This window comes from Kitasatospora acidiphila (assembly GCF_006636205.1).
Classification (GTDB): Bacteria; Actinomycetota; Actinomycetes; order Streptomycetales; family Streptomycetaceae; genus Kitasatospora; species Kitasatospora acidiphila.
In genome coordinates, this window is the sequence record NZ_VIGB01000003.1 from 2,059,788 (window position 1) to 2,082,003 (window position 22,216).

At 70.9% G+C, this 22,216-nt stretch carries 23 protein-coding genes and 1 pseudogene; 18 read left to right on the forward strand and 6 right to left on the reverse strand.

The window, feature by feature from the left end; translation table 11 throughout:
• Positions 1–15 precede the first annotated feature (15 nt).
• The 5 genes from E6W39_RS10395 to E6W39_RS10415 all read left to right on the forward strand — a co-directional run bounded on the left by E6W39_RS10395 (position 16) and on the right by E6W39_RS10415 (position 6,120).
• Positions 16–897: an alpha/beta fold hydrolase gene (locus E6W39_RS10395; protein WP_141633289.1), complete on the forward strand. Its 882-nt coding sequence runs from the start codon at positions 16–18 to the stop codon at positions 895–897.
• Positions 890–2,080: an enolase C-terminal domain-like protein gene (locus E6W39_RS10400; protein WP_141633290.1), complete on the forward strand. Its 1,191-nt coding sequence runs from the start codon at positions 890–892 to the stop codon at positions 2,078–2,080. The genes E6W39_RS10395 and E6W39_RS10400 overlap by 8 nt, the downstream gene beginning before the upstream one ends.
• A complete protein-coding gene (locus E6W39_RS10405) occupies positions 2,077–3,834 on the forward strand; it encodes a thiamine pyrophosphate-binding protein (RefSeq protein WP_141633291.1) in 1,758 nt (585 codons plus the stop codon). The genes E6W39_RS10400 and E6W39_RS10405 overlap by 4 nt, the downstream gene beginning before the upstream one ends.
• A gap of 88 nt (positions 3,835–3,922) precedes the next feature.
• Positions 3,923–4,804 carry an FAH family protein gene (locus E6W39_RS10410; protein WP_141633292.1) on the forward strand — a complete coding sequence of 294 codons (882 nt, stop codon included), beginning with the start codon at positions 3,923–3,925 and terminating at the stop codon, positions 4,802–4,804.
• On the forward strand, positions 4,801–6,120 hold the full coding sequence (locus E6W39_RS10415; RefSeq protein WP_141633293.1) for a phthiocerol/phthiodiolone dimycocerosyl transferase family protein: 1,320 nt from the start codon (positions 4,801–4,803) through the stop codon (positions 6,118–6,120). The genes E6W39_RS10410 and E6W39_RS10415 overlap by 4 nt, the downstream gene beginning before the upstream one ends.
• 7 nt (positions 6,121–6,127) lie before the next feature.
• Here E6W39_RS10415 and E6W39_RS10420 read toward each other — a convergent pair whose 3' ends face one another.
• Positions 6,128–6,484 (reverse strand): ArsR/SmtB family transcription factor, encoded by a 357-nt coding sequence (locus E6W39_RS10420; RefSeq protein WP_141633294.1) that lies wholly within the window; start codon positions 6,482–6,484, stop codon positions 6,128–6,130.
• Between the two features lie 276 nt (positions 6,485–6,760).
• Between E6W39_RS10420 and E6W39_RS10425 the strand changes: the two genes are divergently transcribed.
• The 3 genes from E6W39_RS10425 to E6W39_RS10435 all read left to right on the forward strand — a co-directional run bounded on the left by E6W39_RS10425 (position 6,761) and on the right by E6W39_RS10435 (position 9,501).
• A complete protein-coding gene (locus E6W39_RS10425; RefSeq protein WP_228718067.1) occupies positions 6,761–8,197 on the forward strand; it encodes an MFS transporter in 1,437 nt (478 codons plus the stop codon).
• Positions 8,198–8,336: 139 nt separating this feature from the next.
• Positions 8,337–8,726 carry a 5-carboxymethyl-2-hydroxymuconate Delta-isomerase gene (locus E6W39_RS10430; protein WP_141633296.1) on the forward strand — a complete coding sequence of 130 codons (390 nt, stop codon included), beginning with the start codon at positions 8,337–8,339 and terminating at the stop codon, positions 8,724–8,726.
• Positions 8,727–8,760: 34 nt separating this feature from the next.
• Entirely contained in the window at positions 8,761–9,501 is a 741-nt protein-coding gene (locus E6W39_RS10435) for an SDR family oxidoreductase (protein WP_141633297.1), read from the forward strand.
• A gap of 80 nt (positions 9,502–9,581) precedes the next feature.
• Here the strand turns inward: E6W39_RS10435 and E6W39_RS10440 are convergent, their stop codons facing one another.
• Positions 9,582–9,953 (reverse strand): hypothetical protein, encoded by a 372-nt coding sequence (locus tag E6W39_RS10440; protein WP_141633298.1) that lies wholly within the window; start codon positions 9,951–9,953, stop codon positions 9,582–9,584.
• 293 nt (positions 9,954–10,246) lie between these two features.
• Between E6W39_RS10440 and E6W39_RS10445 the strand changes: the two genes are divergently transcribed.
• Positions 10,247–10,810 (forward strand): hypothetical protein, encoded by a 564-nt coding sequence (locus E6W39_RS10445; RefSeq protein ID WP_141633299.1) that lies wholly within the window; start codon positions 10,247–10,249, stop codon positions 10,808–10,810.
• 27 nt (positions 10,811–10,837) lie between these two features.
• Here E6W39_RS10445 and E6W39_RS10450 read toward each other — a convergent pair whose 3' ends face one another.
• The 3 genes from E6W39_RS10450 to E6W39_RS10460 all read right to left on the reverse strand — a co-directional run bounded on the left by E6W39_RS10450 (position 10,838) and on the right by E6W39_RS10460 (position 13,427).
• Complete coding sequence (locus E6W39_RS10450) at positions 10,838–11,362, reverse strand: hypothetical protein (protein WP_141637661.1); 525 nt, start codon at positions 11,360–11,362, stop codon at positions 10,838–10,840.
• A 171-nt stretch (positions 11,363–11,533) separates the two neighbouring features.
• Positions 11,534–12,037 carry a GNAT family N-acetyltransferase gene (locus E6W39_RS10455; RefSeq protein WP_141633300.1) on the reverse strand — a complete coding sequence of 168 codons (504 nt, stop codon included), beginning with the start codon at positions 12,035–12,037 and terminating at the stop codon, positions 11,534–11,536.
• 238 nt (positions 12,038–12,275) lie between these two features.
• Positions 12,276–13,427, reverse strand: coding sequence for a hypothetical protein (locus E6W39_RS10460; protein ID WP_141633301.1), 1,152 nt, complete (start codon positions 13,425–13,427; stop codon positions 12,276–12,278).
• Between the two features lie 393 nt (positions 13,428–13,820).
• Here E6W39_RS10460 and E6W39_RS10465 point away from each other — a divergent pair.
• The 5 genes and pseudogenes from E6W39_RS10465 (at position 13,821) to E6W39_RS10490 (ending at position 17,087) form a co-directional block, all read left to right on the forward strand.
• A pseudogene (locus tag E6W39_RS10465) lies at positions 13,821–14,485 on the forward strand (nitroreductase).
• Positions 14,486–14,964: 479 nt separating this feature from the next.
• Complete coding sequence (locus E6W39_RS42770) at positions 14,965–15,162, forward strand: DUF1330 domain-containing protein (protein ID WP_181799186.1); 198 nt, start codon at positions 14,965–14,967, stop codon at positions 15,160–15,162.
• Positions 15,163–15,308: 146 nt separating this feature from the next.
• Positions 15,309–16,070 (forward strand): DUF4232 domain-containing protein, encoded by a 762-nt coding sequence (locus tag E6W39_RS10480; RefSeq protein WP_141633303.1) that lies wholly within the window; start codon positions 15,309–15,311, stop codon positions 16,068–16,070.
• Between the two features lie 134 nt (positions 16,071–16,204).
• Positions 16,205–16,696, forward strand: a complete 492-nt coding sequence (locus E6W39_RS10485; protein ID WP_141633304.1) for a GNAT family N-acetyltransferase — start codon at positions 16,205–16,207, stop codon at positions 16,694–16,696.
• Positions 16,697–16,817: 121 nt separating this feature from the next.
• On the forward strand, positions 16,818–17,087 hold the full coding sequence (locus tag E6W39_RS10490; RefSeq protein ID WP_141637662.1) for a prevent-host-death protein: 270 nt from the start codon (positions 16,818–16,820) through the stop codon (positions 17,085–17,087).
• A 19-nt stretch (positions 17,088–17,106) separates the two neighbouring features.
• On the opposite strand, the gene E6W39_RS10495 is transcribed toward E6W39_RS10490, so the two are convergent.
• Positions 17,107–17,856, reverse strand: coding sequence for a helix-turn-helix transcriptional regulator (locus E6W39_RS10495; protein ID WP_228718068.1), 750 nt, complete (start codon positions 17,854–17,856; stop codon positions 17,107–17,109).
• A gap of 455 nt (positions 17,857–18,311) precedes the next feature.
• Between E6W39_RS10495 and E6W39_RS10500 the strand changes: the two genes are divergently transcribed.
• The 4 genes from E6W39_RS10500 to E6W39_RS42780 are packed head-to-tail and all read left to right on the forward strand — an operon-like array spanning position 18,312 to position 22,213.
• Positions 18,312–18,623 carry a phosphopantetheine-binding protein gene (locus E6W39_RS10500; RefSeq protein WP_141633305.1) on the forward strand — a complete coding sequence of 104 codons (312 nt, stop codon included), beginning with the start codon at positions 18,312–18,314 and terminating at the stop codon, positions 18,621–18,623.
• Positions 18,613–20,043 (forward strand): condensation domain-containing protein, encoded by a 1,431-nt coding sequence (locus E6W39_RS10505; RefSeq protein WP_141633306.1) that lies wholly within the window; start codon positions 18,613–18,615, stop codon positions 20,041–20,043. The genes E6W39_RS10500 and E6W39_RS10505 overlap by 11 nt, the downstream gene beginning before the upstream one ends.
• A complete protein-coding gene (locus E6W39_RS44490; protein ID WP_141633307.1) occupies positions 20,013–21,197 on the forward strand; it encodes an AMP-binding protein in 1,185 nt (394 codons plus the stop codon). Before E6W39_RS10505 ends, E6W39_RS44490 begins: the two co-directional genes overlap by 31 nt.
• Positions 21,194–22,213, forward strand: coding sequence for a non-ribosomal peptide synthetase (locus E6W39_RS42780; RefSeq protein ID WP_181799187.1), 1,020 nt, complete (start codon positions 21,194–21,196; stop codon positions 22,211–22,213). Before E6W39_RS44490 ends, E6W39_RS42780 begins: the two co-directional genes overlap by 4 nt.
• The last annotated feature ends 3 nt before the right edge of the window (positions 22,214–22,216 follow it).

Here is a 22,216-nt window from a genome sequence, read left to right on the forward strand (position 1 = left end):
AAGGAGAGTTCGGACATGATCGAGACCAAGAGGCCGCCGCAGAACATCCGCCGCGAGATCGTCGGACTGCCGGTCGCCGACGCCGAGTTGGCCCTGCACCTGTGGCGACCGCGCGGGCAGGTCAAGGGCGCCGTCTTCTACTTCCACGGCCTGCAGTCGCACGCCGGCTGGCTCTGGGAGGTCGGCCCGCAGTTCGCCGACAACGACATCGCCTTCTACGTGCTGGACCGCCGCGGCAGCGGCATCAGCGCGGGCAGCCGGCACGAGCTGCCCGACGTCGACACCGTGGTGCAGGACTACATCGCCGCCGTCGACCACGTGCGGCAGGCGATCGGCGAGGAGGTGCCGCTGTCGCTCTTCGGGCACTGCCTGGGCGGCTCCTTCATGGCGGCCCTGATGCACCACCCGGAGTTCACCACCCGCTATGACGCGGCGATCTTCTGCTCGGCCTGGCTCGGCAAGCTGCACGCCACCCTCGACGACGAGCAGCGGCAGGCCCTCGCGGCCGAGACCAGCGGGGAGTTGTGGGACGCCGGCCTGCTGGCCTCGGACTTCACCGACGAGCCCCGGCACCGGCACTTCATCGACAACGACGACCTGGCGGTACGCGAACTCACCCGCCGCTCCCGGGGCGTGCTGCTCGGCCTGGAAACCCTCTACCTGCGGCCCGAGCGCGCACTGCCCGCGGTGCCGACGGTCTTCGTCTCCGGGCTCAGCGACCCGATCGTCGACCTCGACGACGCCCAGGGCACCTTCCTCCAACTGACCGGCGGGCAGGGCGCGATGATCCAGTTCCCGACGGACAAGCACTACCTCTTCTACACCGATGTGCGGGCCCGCCTCGTCGACTGGGCGTCCACCTTCACGCTGCTGCAGGGGCTGGACCGCAATGCCTGAACCAGCGAAGGCCACGTTGTACCGGGTCGAGCAGCCGATGGCGACCAGCTTCGACCACCCCGCCAAGCGCCGTTCGACCTCCGACAGCCTGCTGCTGCGGTTGGAGGTCGACGGGGTGACCGGTCTCGGGGAGTGCGCTCCCCGGGCCTACGTCACCGGCGAGACCAGCGACTCCGTGGCCGCCGCGCTGCGTGAGGCCCCGCTGGACGCGGTCTTCGCACGGCTCCGCGCAGCCGAGCCGGCCGAACTGCTGGCCCGGCTGCGCGAGTCGGGCGTCGCCGACACCTTCGGGGTGCGGGGCGCCGGCAATCTGCTGTGCCTGCTGGAGACCGCGCTGCTCGATCTGCTGGGGCGGCGACTGGGGCTCGGCGGAACCGAGTTGGTGGAGTGCCGCAAGGTGCTGACGGGCACGCTGCCGGTCTCCCAGGTGCTCGATCTCAGCCTGGACGTCGAGGAGTTCCTGGACACCCGGGGCCCGTTCCACTTCGTCAAGGTCAAGGCCGGTTCGGACATCCGCCGGGACGCGGCCACCGTCCGGGCGATCCGCGACCGGCTCGGCGACAAGGTGCCGGTCATGGTGGACGCCAACATGAGCTGGTCCGCCGAGGAGGCCGCCGGACACCTGGCCGTGCTGTGCGACGCCGGCGCCGACTGGGTGGAGGAACCGCTCTCCAAGGGCTCCTGGGTCGAACTCGCCGAGCTGCGGGCCCGGTCGGGCCTGCGGATCATGCTCGACGAGTCGGTCTGCACCCCCGAGGAGGCCTGGCGGGCGGTGACGTTCCGGGCCTGCGACGCCTTCAACATCCGGGTCGCCAAGAACGGCGGCCCGATCGCTGCGGCCCGGCTGATCGCCCTGGCCCGCGCCGCCGGGCTGGCCTTCCAGATCGGCGTGCAGGTCGCCGAGGTGGGCCCGCTGATCAACGCGGGCCGGGCCCTCGCCTTCGCCCACCCGGAGGCGCTGACCGTGGAGGCCGGCCAGTGGGACCGGTTCTTCCCCGAGATGGTGGTCTCGCCGCGCCCCGTCGTGGACCGGACCGCCAACACCGTCGCCCCGGCCCCCGGGCCCGGCTTCGGCCTGGAGCTCAACGAACGCGCCGCGGCCTGGGCGGTGGCCCACCGCACCGAGGGCGACCCCGCCTGGCGTCCCGCAACTCCCCCGACCCGACCGGAGGTTAACGCATGAGTACGTCCTACTTCTCCGACCTGTTGGTGGAGTTCCTGAACCAGCAGGGCATCGACAAGGTGGCCTTCAACCCCGGTGCGTCCTTCCGCGGGGTGCACGACTCCCTGGTGCATGAGGACAACGCCGAGATCGCACCGGACATCGTGATGGCCTGCCACGAGGAGATCGCGGTGGCCATGGCGCACGGCTACCACAAGGCGAGCGGGCGGCACATGGGCGTCTTCGTGCACGCCAACGTCGGCCTGCTGCACGCCTCGATGGCGATCTTCAACGCCTGGTGCGACCGGGTGCCGCTGTTCGTCCTGGGCGGCAACGGCCCGGTCGACGCGGGCAAGCGCCGGCCCTGGATCGACTGGATCCACACCTCGCAGAATATCGAGTCGGTGGTCAAGGACTACGTGAAGTGGTGCGACCAGCCGATCGGCCAGCGGGCCACCGTTGAATCCCTCTACCGCGCTTTCAAGTTGATGAGCAGCCCGCAGCAGGCCCCGGTGTTCGTGGCGCTCGACTTCGACGTCCAGGAGCAGCCCCTCGAGGACGGTGTGCGGCTGCTGCCCGCGAGCAGCACCGATCCGACCCGGCTGCCCGCACTCGGCGGCGCCGACCTCGAGCACCTCACCGAGCTGATCAGGGCCGCCCAACTGCCGGTGCTGGTGGTCGACTTCTCCGGACGCGACCCGGAGACGGTGGCCCCGCTGACCGCCCTCGCCGACGCCCTCGGCCTGGCCGTGATCGACCGCGGCAACCGGATGAACTTCCCCAACACCCACCAGCTCAACGTCAGCCACACCAGCTCCGAACTGCTGGCCGGCGCCGACCTGGTGATCGCGCTGGAGGTGCAGGACCTGGTCGGCGCGCTCGGCTCCTTCCTCACCCTCACCGACCAGGGACTGCCCTCCAACGGCGCCGAGCTGGTCACCCTGGGCTTCAACGAGCTGCTGACCAGCAAGTGGGCCGCCGACTACCAGCAGTTCGTGCCGGTGAACCGGGCGATCGCCGCCGACACCGCCGCCTCGCTGGCCGCGCTGAACGCGGTCGCCGCCGACCCTCAGGGCCCGTTCGCCGCACCGGAGTTCACCGAGCGCCGGGAGCAGCGGGTGAAGGCCCTTGCCAACGTGCACACCGAGGCCCGCGCCGCATGGGCGCGGCAGGCCGAGGAGGCGAAGGGGAACGAGCGCATCCACGTCTCCGCAGCCGTCGTCGAGATCCACCGCGCGGTCCGCGACGAGGAGTGGATCCTCACCAACACCGGCAGCCTCACCATCGACGGCTGGGTGAAGAAGCTCTGGCCGCTGGAGCGCCCCGGCAGCTACCTCGGCCTCAACGGCGGCGGCGGGCTCGGCTACGGCCTGGGCGCGTCGGTCGGCGCGGCCCTCGCCCACCAGGGCGACGGCACCCTCTGCGTGGACCTGCAGGCCGACGGCGACCTGCTCTACACGCCGAGCGCCCTGTGGACCCTCGCCGCGTACGACGTGCCGCTGCTGACGATCGTGATGAACAACCGCCTGTACCTCAACTCCACCCAGCACGCCGAGCGGATCGCCGGCAACCGCGACCGGGACACCGCCCGGGCCACCGTCGCCACCAGCTTCTACGACCAGCCGGTCGACTTCACCGGGCTGGCCGAGTCCTACGGGGTGCACGCGCTGCCCCGGGTGGAGCGGATCGAGGACGTCGAGTCGACGGTGCGGGCGGCCGTGGCCCACATCAAGGAGCACGGCAAGCCGGTCCTCGTCGAAATCCTCATGGACTGACCGCCACCCGCGTCGACATCCCCCATCGGCATCCAACTTGGATATCCCCCTCCGGCATCCCCCTTCGACGCCCCAGGAGACCCCCACCATGACGGTGATCTTCGAATGCGAGTACGACGGCGAGCGCCACCTCGGCCTCGGCCTGCCCGCCGACGACGCACCGCTCCACCTGTACCCGCTGGCCGGTGACACCCTGGCCGGCCAACTGCCCCCCGCCGACGGGGACGTGGCGGTCGCGGTCGCCCAACTCACCATGGACCGCGCCTCGGTGACCGTGCCGGCCGCCGAGCGCCACCGGGTGCGGATGCTGCCGCCGCTGCTGCCCGCACACCTCGGCGACGCGCTGGTCAGCGGCTTCATGATGACGCACAACGTGAAGGTCGACGCCGAAGTCCCGGACCAGCCCAACTGGTTCGTCAAGGGCCTCGGCGACGCCCTGAAGGTGCCGGGCGAACCGCTGTCCGTGCCCGCCGACGCCGTCGCGGTCTGCGAGGAGGCCGAGGTCGTCCTGGTCTACGTCGGCGACCGGACCGGTGTGCCGCGCTACGCCGGCTACACCTTCGGCAACGACGTCACCGACATCGGCCGCTTCAAGCAGCACGCCGGACACCTGTCGTACGCCAAGCTGTGCGACGCCGGCGTCTCCCCCTGGCTGCACCTGGACGAGCCGCCGCGCGACGTGACCGGCGAGACCGTCATCGAGCGGGACGGATCACCGGCCTGGAAGAGCCAGTTCCGCACCGGCACCGACGCCCTGCACTACGACCTGCCGACCATGATGGCCCGCCTCTTCGCCTACCGGGCTCTGCACCACCCCGGCCGGGTGCACTACGTCTACCTCGGCGCCGACCGCGGCAGCTTCCACGCCGGCTTCCGGACCACGGACGGCGACCTGGTCACCCTCGACATCGCCAGCCACGGCGTGACGCTGTCCCACCCGCTGGCCTGGACCGAGGAGTCGTCGTCATGACCCTGCTGCGCCGACTCAGCGACATCGAGGCGACGTTCGCCTACACCCACGCCCTGATGCGCGGCACCACCCAGGTCACCACCCAGGTCACGGTGAGCGGCGACCTCGCCCCCGAGCGACTGGAGGCGGCGGCCCGGCGCTGGGCCGACGCGCTGCCGATGCTGTCGCTGCGGATCGAGGAGTTGGCGGGCGAGCTGTGGTTCGCCGGCGGTCCACGGCTCCAGGACGGGCAGCTGCGGCACAGCGAGCTCACCTCCTCGGAATCATCGGGACCGTCGGACTCGGCTGACGAGGTGCTGCGCCGGGAGCTCAACGACGTGCTGGAGACCGGCGGTCCGCTGTGGCGGCTGCACACCGTCCGCGACCGGGCGGCCGACCGGACCCACCTGTACTTCACCCGCAACCACGCCGTCTCGGACGGCCACTCCACCGGCGCGGTGATCCGGGCGCTGCTGGACGAGCTGTTCGGGCCGAGCGGCGAGACCAGCCCGTTCCGGGTGCGGGAGGTGCCGCCCACCGCCGGCGACCTGACCTACCGCCACCCCTCCGGCGCCACCGGGGCCGCACGTCAGACACCCCCTTCGCAGCACCCGTCGCTCCCTTCGCACCCGTCGCACCCGTCGCCGGAGCGGCTGCCGTTCGCGGAGCACCGGCCCTGGGCCGAGCGCGGTGCGGACCTGGTGCCGGTCGCCCTCACCCGCGAGGACAGCCAGGCGCTCAAGTCCTGGTGCCGGGAACACCAGATGACGGTCAATCAGTTCTTCGGAGCAGCACTCGCCGAAGCGTACGCCGAGGCGACCGGCCGCTCCGCGGTCGGCCTGTCGACGGCCGTCTCGCTGCGACGGCGCTACACGTCCGACACCCCGCTGCCGGACGTCGGATGCTTCATCGGCGTGCACACCGTGCCGCTGCGGCTCGACCAGGGCGACTTGGCCGGCCACGCGCGGGCCTACGGGGTCGCGCTGAGCCGCGCCGATGCCGCCTGGCGGCCGCCGGCCCGGGAGCACGCGGCGATCCGCCGGACGGTCGAGGAGACCGCGGCCGCGCGGTCGGCCGCCGCGATCTGCATCACCAACGTCGGGATCGCCGACCCCGCCCTCGGCCCGCACCTCGGCCGGGTCACCGGTTACCGCACGGTGGTCAACCGGACCGGCGCCAACTACGGCGTGGTGCTCCATCTCGGCACGCTGCGCGGCACGTTCGGCCCGGTCCTCGCCTTCGGCGTCCCGGCCGTCGACCGTGCGCTGGTGCGGGCGGTGGCCAAGGGCCTGCACGACCGGGCGGTGCGCCCCGACGCGGCGCACCGGGCCGGCTGACCCACTACTAGGAGGCTTCCCCGTGACGGAGCACCAGGTCGATGAGGCCCGGGAACTGCGCGTCGAACTCGGCCCTGCGCAGCCGGTTGAGGCGCTTGGCGCCGGCGTCGCGCTGCTCGAGGAGTCCGGCGTCGCGCAGCACCGCGAAGTGGCGGCTGAGCGTCGCCTTGGTGACCGGCACGTCGAAGCTGCCGCAGTTGCGCTCCCAGTCGGCGGCGCCCGCCAGCTCCCGCACCAGGCTCTGGCGCACCGGGTCGGCGAGGGCGATCAGCGCGGCCTCCAGGGGCACGTCGGCCGGGTCGGTGTGGACCGGCGGGGTGCGGTGGCTCGCGGCCGCCGGGTCTTCTCTGGTCTGTGCCGTCATGGCTGGTTGCTCCATCCCTGTTCGCGCGGTCCGTAGCGGATCCGCCACTAACGGATTGCAGAGTGTTCGACGATCTGCGTACACTCTTGGAGTGTTCGCCGCTTAGCGAACACTCTACCGGAGACGGCGTCACCTCGCCCGGCTCCCGCACCTCGCACCTCCCGCACCTCCTGCGTTTTCCAGCACCTCTGGCGCCTCCCGCACGTCAAGCACCTCCCCCGCCTGCCTCCGGCAGACATGTCCGGCACCCATCCGGCACGTATGGAAGGAAGACCCGTGCCACAGACCCAAGCTCACAAGAACCGGCCGGGACTGACCCTGTTCGCAGCCTGCCTCGGCTTCGTCGTCGTCATCCTGGACGTCAGCGTCGTGAACGTCGCGACCAAGGCGCTCGGCACCGACTTCGGTGGCAGCCTGTCCGGCCTGGAGTGGGTGATCAACGGCTACACCCTCACCTTCGCCGCCTTCCTGCTGACCGCCGGAGCCATGGGCGACCGCTTCGCCCCCAAGCAGATCTTCATCGCGGGCTTCGCGCTCTTCGCCGCCACCTCGCTGGCCTGCGGCGCCGCCCCCTCGATGGTCGCCCTGATCGCCGCCCGGGTGCTCCAGGGCATCGGCGCCGCGATGATCGTCCCGTCCTCGCTGTCCATCGTGAACAGCAACTTCCCGGAGCCCGCCGCCCGCAGTCGCGCGGTGAGCCTGTGGGCCGCGGCCGGCGGTCTCGCCCTCGCCCTCGGCCCGGTCGTCGGCGGTGTGCTGGTGGACGCGCTCGGCTGGCGCTCGATCTTCTACGTCAACGTTTCGATCGCCATCGTCGGCATCGTGCTGATCCGCGCCTACGCCCGCACCGCGCCCCGTGCCGGCTCCCGCCGCCGCTCGCTCGACCTGCCCGGCCAGCTGCTCGCCGTGATCAGCCTGGGTGCCTTCACCGGCGCCATCGTCGAGGCGAACACCCAGGGCTGGACCTCGACCACCGTGCTGACCTGCCTGATCGTCACCGTCCTCGCCGTCGCCGGCTTCATCACCATCGAGCGCCGCAGCAGCGACCCGATGCTGCCGCTGCAGCTCTTCAGCCGCAGGACCTTCACCGCCACCTCGCTGATCGGTGTGCTGCTCAACTTCGCCTTCTACGGCCTGATCTTCATCTTCAGCCTGTTCTTCCAGGAGACCTGGAAGTACTCCCCGATCATGGCCGGCCTGGCGTTCCTGCCGATGACCGCCGCCGTGATGGCCGCCAACCTGTCCTGCGCCCGGCTGGTCAAGCGGTACGGCGCCCGCGCCGTGCTGATCACCGGCAGCACCCTGGCCACCATCGGCTACCTGGGCATCGTGCCGGTCGTCGGCTCCCGGTCGTACGTCGAGCTGATCGTCCAGTTCCTGGTCGCCGGCTTCGGCATCGGCCTGGTCGTGCCGTCCATGACCAACGCCATGCTCGGCTCGGTCGACCCGACCAACGCCGGCATCGGCTCCGGTGTCCTCAACGCCTCGCGCCAGCTGGGCGGTCTGATCGGCGTCGCAGTGATGGGCCTGCTGGTCGGCTCGGCCGCCTCCAGCCACTTCCTGAGCGGACTGCGCGCCGCCCTGATCGCCGCCGGCATCGCGCTGGCCCTCTGCGGGGTGCTGAGCGCCTACGGCGTGCGCAAGGCGCAGGCTGCGCAGGCGCCGGCCGCCACGCCCCCGCAGGCCGTCCCCACCACCGCCAACGCCCGCTGACGCCAGGCCCGTTGACACCAGCACCCGCTGACGCCAACCGCGTTGAACCCAGCGCCCGCTGACACCAGCCGCGTTGAAACCAGTGCCCGCTGACGACGCCAACCCCCGCTGATCCGCCGCCCTTTGAGGAGCTGCCGCCATGCCCCACCTCGTCCTCGAGTACTCCGGGAACATCCGGGAGGCCATAGACCCGGCCGACGTCCTCGGCAAGCTGCACGCCGCGCTCACCGACGCGGGCGGCTTCCGGCACCAGGACTTCAAGAGCCGCGCCGTCCGGATGGACCGCTACTTCATCGGTGACGGCAGCTACGAGCAGTCCTTCGTCAACCTCGACATCCGGACCTTCGCCGGCAAGTCCGCCGAGGTGCGGGCGGCGGTGAGCGAGGCCGCCTTGGCGGTGCTCATCGAGGCGTTCGCCACCACCCTGCGCGAGACCGCCTGCGACATCTCGGTGCAGATCACCGACCTGGACCGGACCAGCTACGCCCGCTCCCGTTCCGCAGACCACCAGATCCCCCGCGCCGCCTGACATCCGTTCTCTGCAAAGGAGTTGAGATCACCCCATGAACGCCACCACCGCCGTCGACGCATATGCCGGCCAGCGGGTCCTGATCGTCGGCGGCACCTCCGGCGTCGGGCTGGCCACCGCCCGGGGGTTCGCCGCCCAGGGTGCCCGGACCGTCATCGCCTCCCGCAGCCGGCAGAAGGTCGACGCGGCCCTCGCCCAACTCGCCGACCTCCCGGGCACGGTGACCGGCCACACCCTGGACATCCGGTCGGACGGCGACGTCGAGCTGTTCGCGGCCTCCAGCGGCAAGTTCGACCACGTGGTGGTCAGCGCCGCGCAGACCCCGACCGGCCGGGTCGACACGCTGCCGCTCGGCGACGCTTACGGCGCGATGGACAGCAAGTTCTGGGGTGCGTACCGGATCGCCCGCAGCGTCGGCATCCACGCCTCCGGTTCACTCACCCTGGTGTCCGGCTACCTCTCCCAGCGCCCCGGCAAGGCGGCAGCCCTGCAGAGCGCCATCAACGCCGCCCTGGAGGCTCTGGTCCGCGGCCTCGCCCTGGAGTACGCGCCGCTGCGCGTCAACGCCGTCTCCCCCGGCACGCTGGCCACCCCGCTGTGGGACGGCCTGGCGGAGCCGGACCGCGAGCGCCTCTACCAGTCGGTGGCCGAGCGCCTGCCGGTCGGGCGGATCGGGACGGCGGAGGACATCGCGCAGGCGGTGCTGTTCCTGGCGGGCAACGGATACGCGACGGGGACCACGCTGTTCGTGGACGGGGGTGGGCGGATCGCCTGACGCCGCACCACGGGTGTGTCGCCGTGGCCCGGAGCAGCTCCCCCCTGCTCCGGGCCACGGCATGTTGCTTTAGGCGTGAGCTAGTTCAGTCCGAACGTCTGCTGCTGCTCGGACTCCTCGTTGACCTCCAGGCCGTCCGCCGTCGCCGTCAGGTGCGAGCCGTCCGCGAACAGCAGGTCGACGAAGAGGTTGAACCGCCACGTGTCGTCGCCCACCGGATCGACCCGGAGCAGGACGTTGCCGCCCTGGAGGTCGTCCTTGCTGGCGTGGTTGAGGATGCTGAGGTTGTAGGGCCCGTTGTTGGTGTGGTCGTTGAACGCGCCGAAGGTGTCGGAGACGCGCGCGGCCATCTGGCCGTTGCGGTCGCGGACCTCGACCGTGACGTTGGTGTCGTGGTCCTTGTTCTCGTCGTTGGTGTGGAAGGACACGGTGGCTTCGGTCAGGTTCGCCATGGCCGGCTCCTCGGTGGGTGTGTCAACTCCCCGGTAGGTATGTCGGTTTCTGCCCGAACCATTCCCAGGCGAACCGCGAACTCGCAAGCGACCAGAGCACACCGCACACAGCAGCGCACATGAGTCACCGCGCGCCCTCGAACCTCACGGTGCGCCCGCAGTCACCGCCTTGCAGCTGGGGGTGCGGTCACACCACGCGGCCCTCCCGCGGAATCCGCCGTCCGCCATCCGATCGGCGGTCTACGCTACGTACATGCCGCGCTGCCCACTGTGGCCGCTTGAGGAGGACTCCCATGTCATCGCCGTCATCGCCGCAGTCACCCTGTGACCCCGAATACGCTTCCGCCGGCGATGTGAGCGCGGCGCTGATGGTGATCGACTCCCGGCTCAAGGCCATCTACGACGGCAGCACCGAGGCCGACGGCGAACAGCAGAAGATGGTCGACCAGTTCACCGCGTCCTTGGGCCCGGCCGGTTTCGACGAGCTGCTGGACGGCGCGTGCACGCTCATCTACATGTTCATGCACTGGCTGCGGATGGCCTGCGAGGACCACGACGAGGACGTCATCGAGCACGTGGTGCCCGCGCTCGTGGGCACGATGCGCATGATGCCCAGGACCTTCCGCCCCGAGATCATCCCCACCATGGCAGGCATGCTCGTCGCCGCAGGCACCGGCCTGAGCCCCAAGCTGTGGCGCGCGCAGTACGGAGACTGGACCAGCGCCGAGATGAATCCCCTGGAAGCCACCACCGTCCTGCTCGCGGAGCACGTCAACCGAGTCGCCGGCGACGACCGCGACTTCGCCACCCGCCTGATCGCCGAGGCACTGTCCAAGGCCGACCAGGACCGAGCCTGATCTGCGACCTCACTACCCGGGGCGACCTCACTGCCCGGGGCGGCTCCGCTCCCGCTCCCCCTCGCGCCGGAGCACTTCCTCGATCGCCTGCTCGATGAGCCGGGCCCGCTGCGCCGGAGGGCTCCTCTTGACCAGGGCACTCATCCGCTGGGCCTCCTCCGTGCTCGGCAGGATCCCCACCAGGACCAGCGGCAACAGCAGGCGCCGAGCCAGCAGTTCGTTAGCCGAGGTCACCTGCGGCCGGCGCACGACCGACACATTGACCCGAATGGCATGCTCGTTGCCCCACGGGACCCCGGGCCGGTCCGTCTCGATCGCGGCGTAGCGGAAGCCATGCGCCAGATCGCACGCCGAACATCCGACCGGCCCCCGGCTGAACCGCCCACCGCACTCGGAACAGACCAGCCTGTCCAACGCGGCATCCACCACCCGCCAGTCATGCCGCTTGGGCTCCGCCACCACCATCTCGGCGAGGACCTCGGCCTCCTGACTGCTGCTGCCGCCCCACTCGGTCAGAAAGGCGGCCCACTCCCCCTCCACGATGCCGTCCACCAACTCCCGGCAGGCGGTGCAGCCCGGCGCCCCGCCGTACTCATACCCCCCGCACTCACCACAGCGCCGCAGGGGTGCTCCGACCGCGGGCCTTGCCATGGCTCCCCTCCCATCGGCGGTGGAACGAGACTCCCGTTCGATCAAGAAGCGCCCGGTGCGACAAACGGCTACTTACGCGTCGGGGTGCGCCGGCAGGGTGAGCCAGCTCGCCCAGGAGATCTCGCGGCCGATGAAGCGCGGCTGCTCGAACGGCCAGTCGGCGGCGATCCACTGCGGCACCAGCGCGTCCAGGGCCTGCTCGACCTTGCTGCCGACCAGCTCGTCCACCACCCACCAGGAGATCTCGCCGTCCGCGCCGGCCTTCTCCGGTGGGTCGATGTAGACGCAGCCGAGCAGGGCCGTCTCGGCCGCGTCGAACAGCGCGTAGTTGAAGGACTGGTGTGCGGCGATCTCCTTCTCGTGCCGCAACAGGTCGGCCTGGTCGGCCTCGTAGGTCATGGTGGCTGCGGGCCAGCCCCAGGCCGGGCCGAAGATGGTCCACAGCCGCTCGCGCGAGCCCATCACGGCCGGATAGTCGAGCGGGGTGTCCGCCTCCCGGATCGGCCGCAAGTGATGGCCGCCGCCCGGCAGCGGTACCAGGACGGGGTGGACGAAGTCATCGGGAAGCCAGCTCATGGCGCCCGACCGTAGCACCCCGCGGGCTCCTGCTCCCCTGGATTTCCTCCGCACCGACTTTCGTTCGGCTGCCTGCGCTTCAGCGACTGTCCGCCGCTGACCGCTTGACCGCCGACCGCTTGACCGCCGACCGCTTGACCGCTGACCGCTGACCGCGTCAAGGACGGCAACACCGCCGTTGGGACTCGGCCGCAACCACAGCCGCGACCGCGTTCGCCGTTGCCTCGTCCATGGACGATCAGCGGAGTTCGACGGTGATGCCGACCCGTGCGAGCAACCGGAGGATGTCGTCGACGTATGGCGTCTCACCCGCCGTGTCCACGCTTACCGCAGCGAGCGCGCGCCGGGCCACCTCGGCGTCGTGCCAGACCAGGGTGAACGGTGTGGGCGGCAGATCCCCGCCGCACGGGCAGCCTCGCAACGTGTGCCAGCACTGGGAGTAGTAGCCGCCGGGGCCCGCGACCGCTTCGCCGATCGCGCACACCAGGCCCGGCACATCGGTGACATGCCGGCCGTCGAGGTGCCGTACGGGGTCGGGCAGCGGCCGGCCGGCGCCCTGGCGGGCGGCGGCGAATGCGGCCCACTCGGCCCGGCCCTCGGACGGGAACGCGGCCCACGCACCGGGCTCGGTCGGCGGCCCCTCGAACCAGGCGTCCCACACCGGTCGGGCTGCCGGCACGGGTCGGACGGCGGGGCCCTCGCTCAGCCATAGGTCAAGCAGTGTCCCACCGAGCGCGGACGGGCGGGAGGCGACGACCTGCAGCGGCATGTGCTCCTGGTGGCGCATGACTTGGCCGGTCCGGTCCACAGCGAGCAGCGTCACCCGGTCGCCGTCGCCCCGCGGGCGCACCAGCCGCCGCAGCAACCTCTCACCGGGCTCGCAACCGATCAGCCGTATGGGCGGCGAGGTGGGGAAGGGCCGCTTGCCGTAAAGACCCTCGACCCGGAGGCACTCGCCGAGGCTCCCACCGCCCGGTCCGTTGAACAGCCGCCATTCGGCGTCCGCAGGCTCGCTGCGCCACACGGGGCCGTCGACTTCGGCCTCGACGACCAGGTCGAACAGGGAGGTGCCGAGCTTTGAGGGCCTGCAGTCGATCAGGACGGGGGCGAGTAGCCCCCAGTGGTCGTCGTCGTAGGCGTCGTACGGGTCGCCCTCGGGGTCGGCCCCAGGCACGGGGAAGCCCACGATGAGGCCGAGCGACCCGAGGTCGATGGGCTCGCCGGACCGGTGCCGGGCTCGCTCGGCCGCCTTGAGCAGTCGACCGGTCGGGGCGCAGCCCACGAGCGTCAGCCGTTCCCGGCGCAGGGCCGGCTCAACGAACAGGCCGTCGACCTCGGCGCAGCGCGCCCACACGATCAGCTCACCGTCCCATTCCTCGCTGACCAGCACGTACTTGAGCGGCAGCGCGCGCCCCCAGGTCCAGACGGCCTCCTCAACCCCACCGCGTCCGCTCCCCCTCGCCCGTGTGTTCTGCCTGCCTACCGCTCCCTCAGCCTGCCACCTCGGAGCCTCGGCAAAGGCGGTGGGGCTCAGGTCGGGCGCTCGAACCGTCAGGTGCTCAACCAACCGGCCAGCCGGGGCCGCCCGGCGTGTCGAGCCACACCCGCTGGTCGGCGCCAGCGACCGTGATGCCGTACCGGTCGCGGGGATCGCCCCTTCTCTCCCGCTGTCCTCTCATTGCCCCAACTGATCGTCAGGACGCTGTCCGAGCCCTGCCGATGCTCGGCGCTGACCGCTGAATACGGTTGAGGTGGTCGACGTCGAGTGAGAGGACGAGAAGACGTGGATGTGTATGAGGCCGTGGACAGCCGCCGGGCCGTACGGGCGTTCAGCGACGAACCGGTGCCCAAGGACATACTCGAGCGAGTGCTGGCCGCAGCAACGAGGGCTCCGTCGAGTGGGAACCTCCAGCCGTGGCACCTGTACGTCGTGGCCGGCGAGCCCCTGGCCGAGCTGAAGAAGCGCGCGACAACCCGGGCGCTGGCGGGGGATCCGGGCGACGAGCGGGAGTACCCGATGTACCCGGCCGACCTGACCTCGCCCTATCTGGACCGATTTTCCGCCGCAGCCGCCCAGCGGTACGAAGCGCTGGGAATCCAACGTGACGATCCTGACAGGCCCACGAAGATCGCCGCCTTGAACTCGGAGGCGTTCGGGGCGCCCGCCGTACTCTTCTGCTACCTCGACCGGACGATGGGCCCCGGGCAATGGGGGACGCGGGGATGTACCTGCAGACGGTCATGCTGCTGCTGAGGGCGGAAGGGTTGCACAGCTGCCCCCAGGTCATGTGGACGATGTATCGCAAAACAGTCAGCCAGGTGGTCGGAGCCGATGACGGGCTGGTCCTGTTCTGCGGTGTCGCGGTGGGGTTCGAGAAGGAAGGTGTGCCACGGCTGCGCACCGGGCGGGCGGACCTGGCGGAAACGGTGAGCTTCATCGGGGTGTGACCGCTAGGCGGTCGAGCTCCGCGGGACGGGTCCTCGCGCGGGCGTAGTGGTCATGAGCGGGCGACGATCCGATGCACTGTCCGGCCGGAGGACGCGCTCGTCGACTCCTCGTCCAGCAGCAACTCGCTTCCTGCCAGGGACTCGTGGACCGCTCTCAGTTCGATCGGCGCGTACAGCCGCCCATGAGCATCGCCTTGGCTGTCGCCGGTGACAACTCGCCAGCTGACGAAGAGGGTTCCGCCCGGCTGCAGGAGCTCACGTAGGCGACGGACGGCCAACATCGCCTGCGCTCCTCGGGTGTGCGACTGTCCATCAGTTCAACTGCCAACATGGGTAGTCGAGCATTCCCATCACCCGAGTTGACCGGAGTTCCCCATGACCGCTCTCCTGATCCTCAACTACGACGTGACCGACCCGCAGCGCCTCGATGCCTACCGGCAGGCGGCCACCCCGTCCTTCTCGGCCCCGACGGCGGTGAGTTGCTGGCCGGCACGGACCAGACGGTCCACCTGCGCGAGGGCGGCCGACCGCCGGGCGGCACCCACACCGTCGTGCTGCGCTTCCGCGACGCCGAACAGGCGCGCGCCGTCTACGAGTCGGCCCGCTATCAGGAGCTGCTGGACGAACGGCTGGCCGCCACTGTGCCGTTCACGGCGATGATCGTGCCCGAGCTCTAACCGGCCTAGGCCCGCCTGACAGTTCGGCCTGACAGTTCGGCGACCTTCCTGTTACGCGCCTGCGACGCAAGATCACGAACCCTCGGCCGGATACAGCACGTGATGAAGGGAGTAAGCACAAACGCCCGTTCGGAGGGGAAGCAGTCATGAGGATCACCAAGGCGGCGGCGATCACGGCGAGCACGGTTGCGCTGGCAATGGGGGCGGTGGCCTGCAACGACGACGGCTCCTCCAGCTCCGCCAACCCGCCGGCGTCCGCCGCTCCGACCGCCGCTCCGACTGCCGCGCACTCTGGCGCGCCTAGCACTTCCGGCGGCGCCGGTGGCAGCACCACCGGTGGCGGAACGGGCTCCGGCGGCAGCACGGGGGGCTCCGGCAGCACCGGTGGCAGCAGCACCGGCGGCTCCAGCAGCGGAGGCAACGGCAGCAGCGCCAAGCCCGTCCCTGCCGCAAGCCGCTGCCGCACCGATGAGTTGAAGGCCTACATCCAGCTGGAACCGCCGATCGGCAAGCTCAGCTCCGGCCTGCTGAAGCTGTCCAACGTCGGCAAGCGCAGCTGCGAAGTCACCGGCTACGCCGGCCTGGGCGGGCTGCTCGCCGACAACAGCCAGCTGTCGCTCAACACCACCCGCGTCCCGCTCCCGTTCCCGCCGACCGCCGACAACTCCACCATCATCAAGCCCGGCGACAACGCCTTCGCCGGCCTCAAGTGGAGCCCCTGCGACAAGGCCGACACCACCTGCCACGTGCTGGCCGGTCTGGTCGTCACCCCGCCGGACCAGACCACCCAGCTGACCGCCGACGTCACGGGCCTCGACAACAAGCCGCTCGACCAGTTGACCGTCTCCGCCGCGGGCATCACGGTCGGCACCCTGCAGCCCACGGTGGGCGTGCTCTTCCAGAACTGACCATCCCTGAAGGGAGCAAGCTCTCCCGGGCACAGCGGCGGCCCAGGGCGTTGCAGCCAGTCGAGGGCAAGGCGCTTCACCGTGCCGGCCAAATTGCCTGGGCACCTCAGCACGTGTCTCGCTAGCATCGGGCCATGCCCAACCTGCAACGCCTGCACGCCGACCACGCCCCGGCAGTCCTGGCCTTCGAGCTGGCGAACCGGGCCTACTTCGCCGCCTCGATACCCGACCGCGGCGACGACTACTTCAGCCACTTCGCCGACCGGTTCAGTGCCCTGCTGGCCGAGCAGGAGAGCGGCCTGTGCGCCTTCCACGTGCTGGTCGCCGACGACGGCTCGGTGCTCGGCCGGTTCAACCTGGTGGACATCGAGCACTGCGCCGCCGAACTCGGCTACCGGGTCGCACAGCACGTCACCGGCCGCGGTGTGGCGACCGCGACCGTCCTGGAGCTCTGCCAACTGGCCGCAGCACAGCACGGCCTGCGCACCATCAAGGCGGCCGTCACCCACGAGAACACCGCCTCCCAGCGGGTGTTGGCAAAGGCCGGATTCCTCCCGACCGGCCCGGCCAACCCCGGCGGCAAGCCCGGCACCTGGTACCAGCGCCACCTCCTCCCGCCCACCTGACGACGCTGCGGCGACCTGCCCGCCACCGGCCTGCGGCACGAGATCACGCCCCCGCCGGGCATGGATGCCACGCAGTGCCATCTGGTAGCACTGCGTGGAACGCCGTTCTACCGTGGCCGACATGACGGCACAGCCAGAGATCACGCAACCCGATCCGCGGAAGAGGTCCAAGGAGATCCTGGACGCGGTCCAGGCGGGCCAATCGTTCACGGTCACTCGTGACGGGCACCAGATCGACGAGCTCGTGCCGCGGCGATCGTCCAGGCGGTTCGTCTCCCGGCAGGATTTCACAGCGATGTCCCATAGCGCGCCGATTGTCTCGCTCGAAGCTTTCCACGCCGACCAGTGCGCCACCGCCGACCAGTACCTGGATGATCCAGATGACCGGTGAGCCCAACCATCACTAGCGTTCAGATCACCCCGGTCCGCAGGGCGTGGACCACTGCGTGGGTGCGGTTGCGCAGGTTCAAGCGCGTGACCACGCCATGGACCACGCTCTTCACCGTCCGCTCCGAGTAACTCAGTTTGGCGGAGATCTGCTTGGTGCTCAGCCCGTCGGCGAGGAAGCGCAGCACCTCGACCTCGCGGTCCGAGAGGCCCGCCAGATTCAGGCCGGCCGGGGCCAGCGCGGTGTCCCGGATGGCGCGGATGTGGGCGATGAGCGACTGCTGAACGCCCGCCGACTCGTCGCGAGGCCCGGCGGCAGCCTCGTGGACGGCGCGCCTGATGTCGTCGAACCCCGCCTCCTGGCGGTTGAGATAGCTCACCAGGCCCAGATCGATGGCGCGCAGGATGTGTTGCTCGGGGAAGTCGGCCGCGACCAGCACCATCGGCAGCACTCCGTCGGGCGTCTCATGCTGCACCCGTTCCACCCTGGCCAGCGTGTCGGCGGTGACCTCGGCCGCTAACACCAGTAACACGTCGGCCGGTTGGCCCCACCGCCAGTAGCTCGCGGTGATCTCCTTGCACGCGGAGAGCCACCAGACGGCTCCCTCGCCGGTCACCGGATCGTTCGCCAACACGGCCACGGTGACGGTTTTCACGGACTTGTCGGTCATCGGCGTTCCCCCCGCCAGGTTCGGCGGCGATTTCCCGGTCAGGAATTCGCCTGCGATCGATGTGGCGGAACAGCGGATCCGCTGTCCGCCCGCACCACCCATTATGCGCCGCAATTCCCGCCGTGCTGACTGACCGTCAGTTTCGCGCCACTCCGTTCCCCGTCGCAGTGCCGTCCGCCACCCTCGCCATCCGGTTCTACGGCCGACGGTCAGCCGGGAGTTCACGAGCGTTCACAGTCGATCAACGGACAGGCGAGGCCTGGGAATCCCATGGGCAGCGGAACCCTCCCCAAGGGGCAACGAAGGCCCATCCCGCCGCTGAGCAGGGCATGAACGGCTGCCGAACGCTGTCCTCCCGGCAACCCGGCGCCCCGCCGAGACGCTGCCCAAAGGTGCAACCCTCCCTGCACAAAGGGGTGGGACGGCTTGCGTCCGCTCTCCGGATCCGTTCATCTTGGGACCGCTGCGAAGAACCGCAAAGCGCTCTGCGGCCATTGCGGCGGGGCCCAATTGACGCCCTTCCATCAACTCCCTTGAAGCAAGAGAAAGGCCGCGCCATGACTGGCCGAGGACAATCGGCGGAGAATGCGCCGCAGCAGGCACCGGAAACCGCGTCCGGCCGGAAATCGCTCGAAGAACTGCGGGCCACCATCACCGGCATCTGGCAGGACGTGCTGCGCCTGGACGGCCTCACCGCCGAGGACAACTTCTTCGAGCTGGGCGGCCATTCACTGACCGCTTCGCAGGTGATCTCCCGGATGCGGCAGGCGCTGCGCGTGGAGGTCCCGCTGGCGGCCTTCTTCGAGCACCCGACCATCGCCGAACTCGCGCTCTACACCGCGGGCTTGGAGACCAGTGATGCCCGGTAGCACCCAGGAGTCCCGGCTCGAGTTCTCAGCGCTTTCGGCGGCCCAGCAGCGGCTCTGGTTCTTCTGGCAACTGCGCCCGGACAGCAGCGACTACCACGTGCCCAAGGCCACTCGGCTGCGCGGTCCGCTCGAACTCCCGGCACTGGAGCGTGCGGTGACGCGGCTGGCCGAGCGGCACAGCCTGCTGCGCGCCACCTTCCCGCTGCGCGACGGTGCACCCGTGCTGCGGATCCCGGCTGCCACCGCACCGGTGCCGCTGCCGGTCGCCGATCTGACCGACCTGCCGGAGCCGGCCCGGGAGCAGGCGCTGGCCGAGGCCGTCGACCGGCTCGCCCTGACGCCGTTCGACCTCTGCGAGGGGCCGCTGTTCCGCGCCGGGCTGGTCCGGCTGGCGCCGCAGGAGCATGTGCTGGTGCTGTCGTTCCACCACATCGTGGTGGACGGCTGGTCGCTGGGCATCGTGGAACGCGATCTGGCCGAGGACTACGCCGCCGCGCTCGACGGCACGCTGTCTGCCTCCCCGCTGCCCGAACCCGCTCATGACTACCGGGACTACGCGGCTGCCGAGCGGGCGCCGTCGGCCGCCGAGCGCCGCACCGAGGCACTGGCCTACTGGCGGCGCGAGTTGGATGGCGCCCCCAACTGCCTTGAGCTGCCCACCGACTGGCCGCACCCCAAGGTGGCGAGCAGCGCCGGCGGCGCCCGCCGGTTCGGCCTGCCGCCCCAACTCGCCGAGCAGGCAGGCCAACTGGCCATCAAGAAGCGGGTCACCCGGTTCGTGGTGCTGCTCGCCGCCTACGCCGCGTTGCTGGGCCGGTTGGCCGGCACGGACGAGGTGGTGGTCGGGGTACCGGTCAGCGGCCGCACGAGGCTGGCGGACGAGGGGCTGGTCGGGCTCTTCGTCAACATGCTGCCGCTGCGGGTCCGGCTGCGGCCCGAGTCGACCTTCGCCGAGCTGCTGCACCAGGTGCGCGACACCTTCCTGGCCGGCCATGAGTACCAGGATCTGCCGTTCCAGCAGTTGGTGGAGGAGCTGGTCGAGGAGCGGCTGACCTCGCGCCACCCGGTCTTCCAGAGCGTCTTCACCTACGAGGACCAGGCCGGCCCCGACCTCGGGCTGCGCGGGCTGGCCGCCAGCGCGGTACCGGTCCGGATCGACACCGCCAAGTTCGAGCTGACCCTGCACGTGGCGTTCGGCTCCGACGCTGCCGAAGGCTGGATGGGTTACCGCGGTGACCTCTTCGCACCCGAAACCGCCGATCTGCTCAGCGAGCGCTATCTGCGGCTGCTGACTGCGGCGTTGGCCGCGCCGGACACTGTGCTCGCCCAGCTGCCCGTGCTGGGTGCGCGGGAGGAGCGGCGGCTGCTGGCCGGTGCGGGGTCCCGCCGGTGCCCGTCGACGACTGCGTGCACCGGCTGATCGAGCGCCGGGCCGCGGCGCAGCCGTCGGCCATCGCGGTGCGCACCGCGACGAGCGAACTCAGTTACGCCGAACTCGACCGGCAGGCCGGCCTGGTGGCGGCCCGACTGGTCGCCGAGGGGGCCGGGCCCGGCCGCCTGGTGGCCGTCTGCCTGCCGCGTGGGCCAGAGCTGGTGATCGCGGAGCTGGGCGTCCTCAAGAGTGGCGCCGCCTATCTGCCGCTGGACCCGGCAAACCCGCGTGGGCGACTGGCCGCTGTGCTTGCGGAGGCTGCGCCCATGGCGGTGGTGACGGACCGCCCGGATCTAATAATGCCCATTAGTACGAGGGAGTCGGGGGCGGGAGCGGAGGCGGGCGCGCTGCCTGCTCCGGCGGGCGGCGACGCGTTAATAATGGGCATTAGGACGGGCGCACCGGGGGCAGCGCCGGACGTCACGCCGGCCGACGGTGCCAGCGGCCGTGACGGAGATGGCGGTGGCGGGGGCCTAATAATGGCCATTATTAGGGCGCCACGGGCAGCAACACCGGGCGCCGCATCCACCGCCGACGGCGCACTAATAATGCCCATTAGGACGGGCGCGCCCACCGCAGCACCGGACCCCGCGCCAGCCGACGCCGACCCCGGCGCGCTAATAATGCCCAGCATTACGCCCCCGCTCGCGAATCCCCCCACACCCCCAACAACCCCGTCCCCAACAACCCGTCCCCAACAACCCCGCCCCACCGAACCCACCCTCACCGATCTCGCCTACGTCATCTACACCTCCGGCTCGACCGGCACCCCCAAGGGCGTGATGATCGAGCACCGGGCGCTGGCCAACCTGGTCGCCTGGCACCACCAGGAGTTCGGCCTGACCCCTGGCGACCGGACCACTCTGATCGCGGCCCCCGGCTTCGACGCCTCGGCCTGGGAGATCTGGCCGGCCCTGGCCGCCGGAGCCACCCTCGAAGTGCCGGACGCAGCCACCGTGCTGGCCCCGCGCGAGCTGGCCGAGTGGCTGGCCGAGCGGGCGGTCACCAGCTGCTTCACGCCCACCCGCTGGTCGAACGCCTGGCCACCGCCCCCTGGCCGGCCGGCGCCCCGCGCACCGTCCTCACCGGAGGCGACCGCCTGCACGGCCTCGGGACAGGCGAGCTGCCGTTCCGCCTGGTGAACAACTACGGCCCGACCGAGTGCACGGTGGTGGCCACCTCGGGAGCGGTCACCCCTGACGACCGCGGCTCCCTCCCGGACATCGGCCGCCCGATCCCGGGTGTCGACGCCTATGTACTGGACGCGGAGCTGCGCCCGGTACCGGTCGGCGTGGCCGGCGAACTGTACCTGGGCGGCATCGCCCTGGCCCGCGGCTACCTGAACCGCCCCGACCTGACCGCCGACCGCTTCGTCCCACACCCCTTCGCCACCAACACCCCCGGCGCCCGCCTCTACCGCACCGGCGACCTGGTCCGTTGGCGAGCCGACGGCACCCTCGACTACCTCGGCCGCAACGACCACCAACTCAAAGTCCGCGGCTTCCGAATCGAACCCGGCGAAATCGAAAACGCCCTACGCGCCCACCCCGGGGTCCGCGACGCCGTGGTGGGCTTGGAGGGCGAGGCGCTCGCCGCCTACCTGGTGCCCGCCGACCCGACGACCCCGCCCGACCGCGCCGAGCTGCACGAGGAGTTGACCAGCCGCCTCCCCGGCTACATGCGCCCGCAGGACTACCGCCTGCTGCCCGCACTCCCGTTGACCGTCAACGGCAAGGTGGACCGCGCCGCGCTGCCCGGCCAGGGCACCCCGCTGGCGGTCCGTTCGACCCCCGGTGGCGGCCAACTCACGCCGCTGGAACAGCAGATCGCCGAGGTCTGGGCGGAGGCGCTGGGCCACCGCGACTTCGGCACTCAGGACAACTTCTTCGACCTCGGCGGCCACTCGCTGCTGCTGGCCGGCGTCCGGGAGCGGCTGGCCCGGGAGTTGGCCCGCGACCTGGGCGTCCTCACCCTCTTCGAGCACCCCACCATCGCCGCCCTGGCCCGCCATCTGGCAGCAGCCGACGCCCCGGTGCCCGCCACCCGCCAACAGGCGCCCGCCATCCGCGAGGCGGCGGCCGCCCCCGCCGTCGCCCGGCTGCGCCGCGGCACCGCCCGACTCAAGGCGCTGCGCGCCCAGCACACCCGGAAGGACTGACAC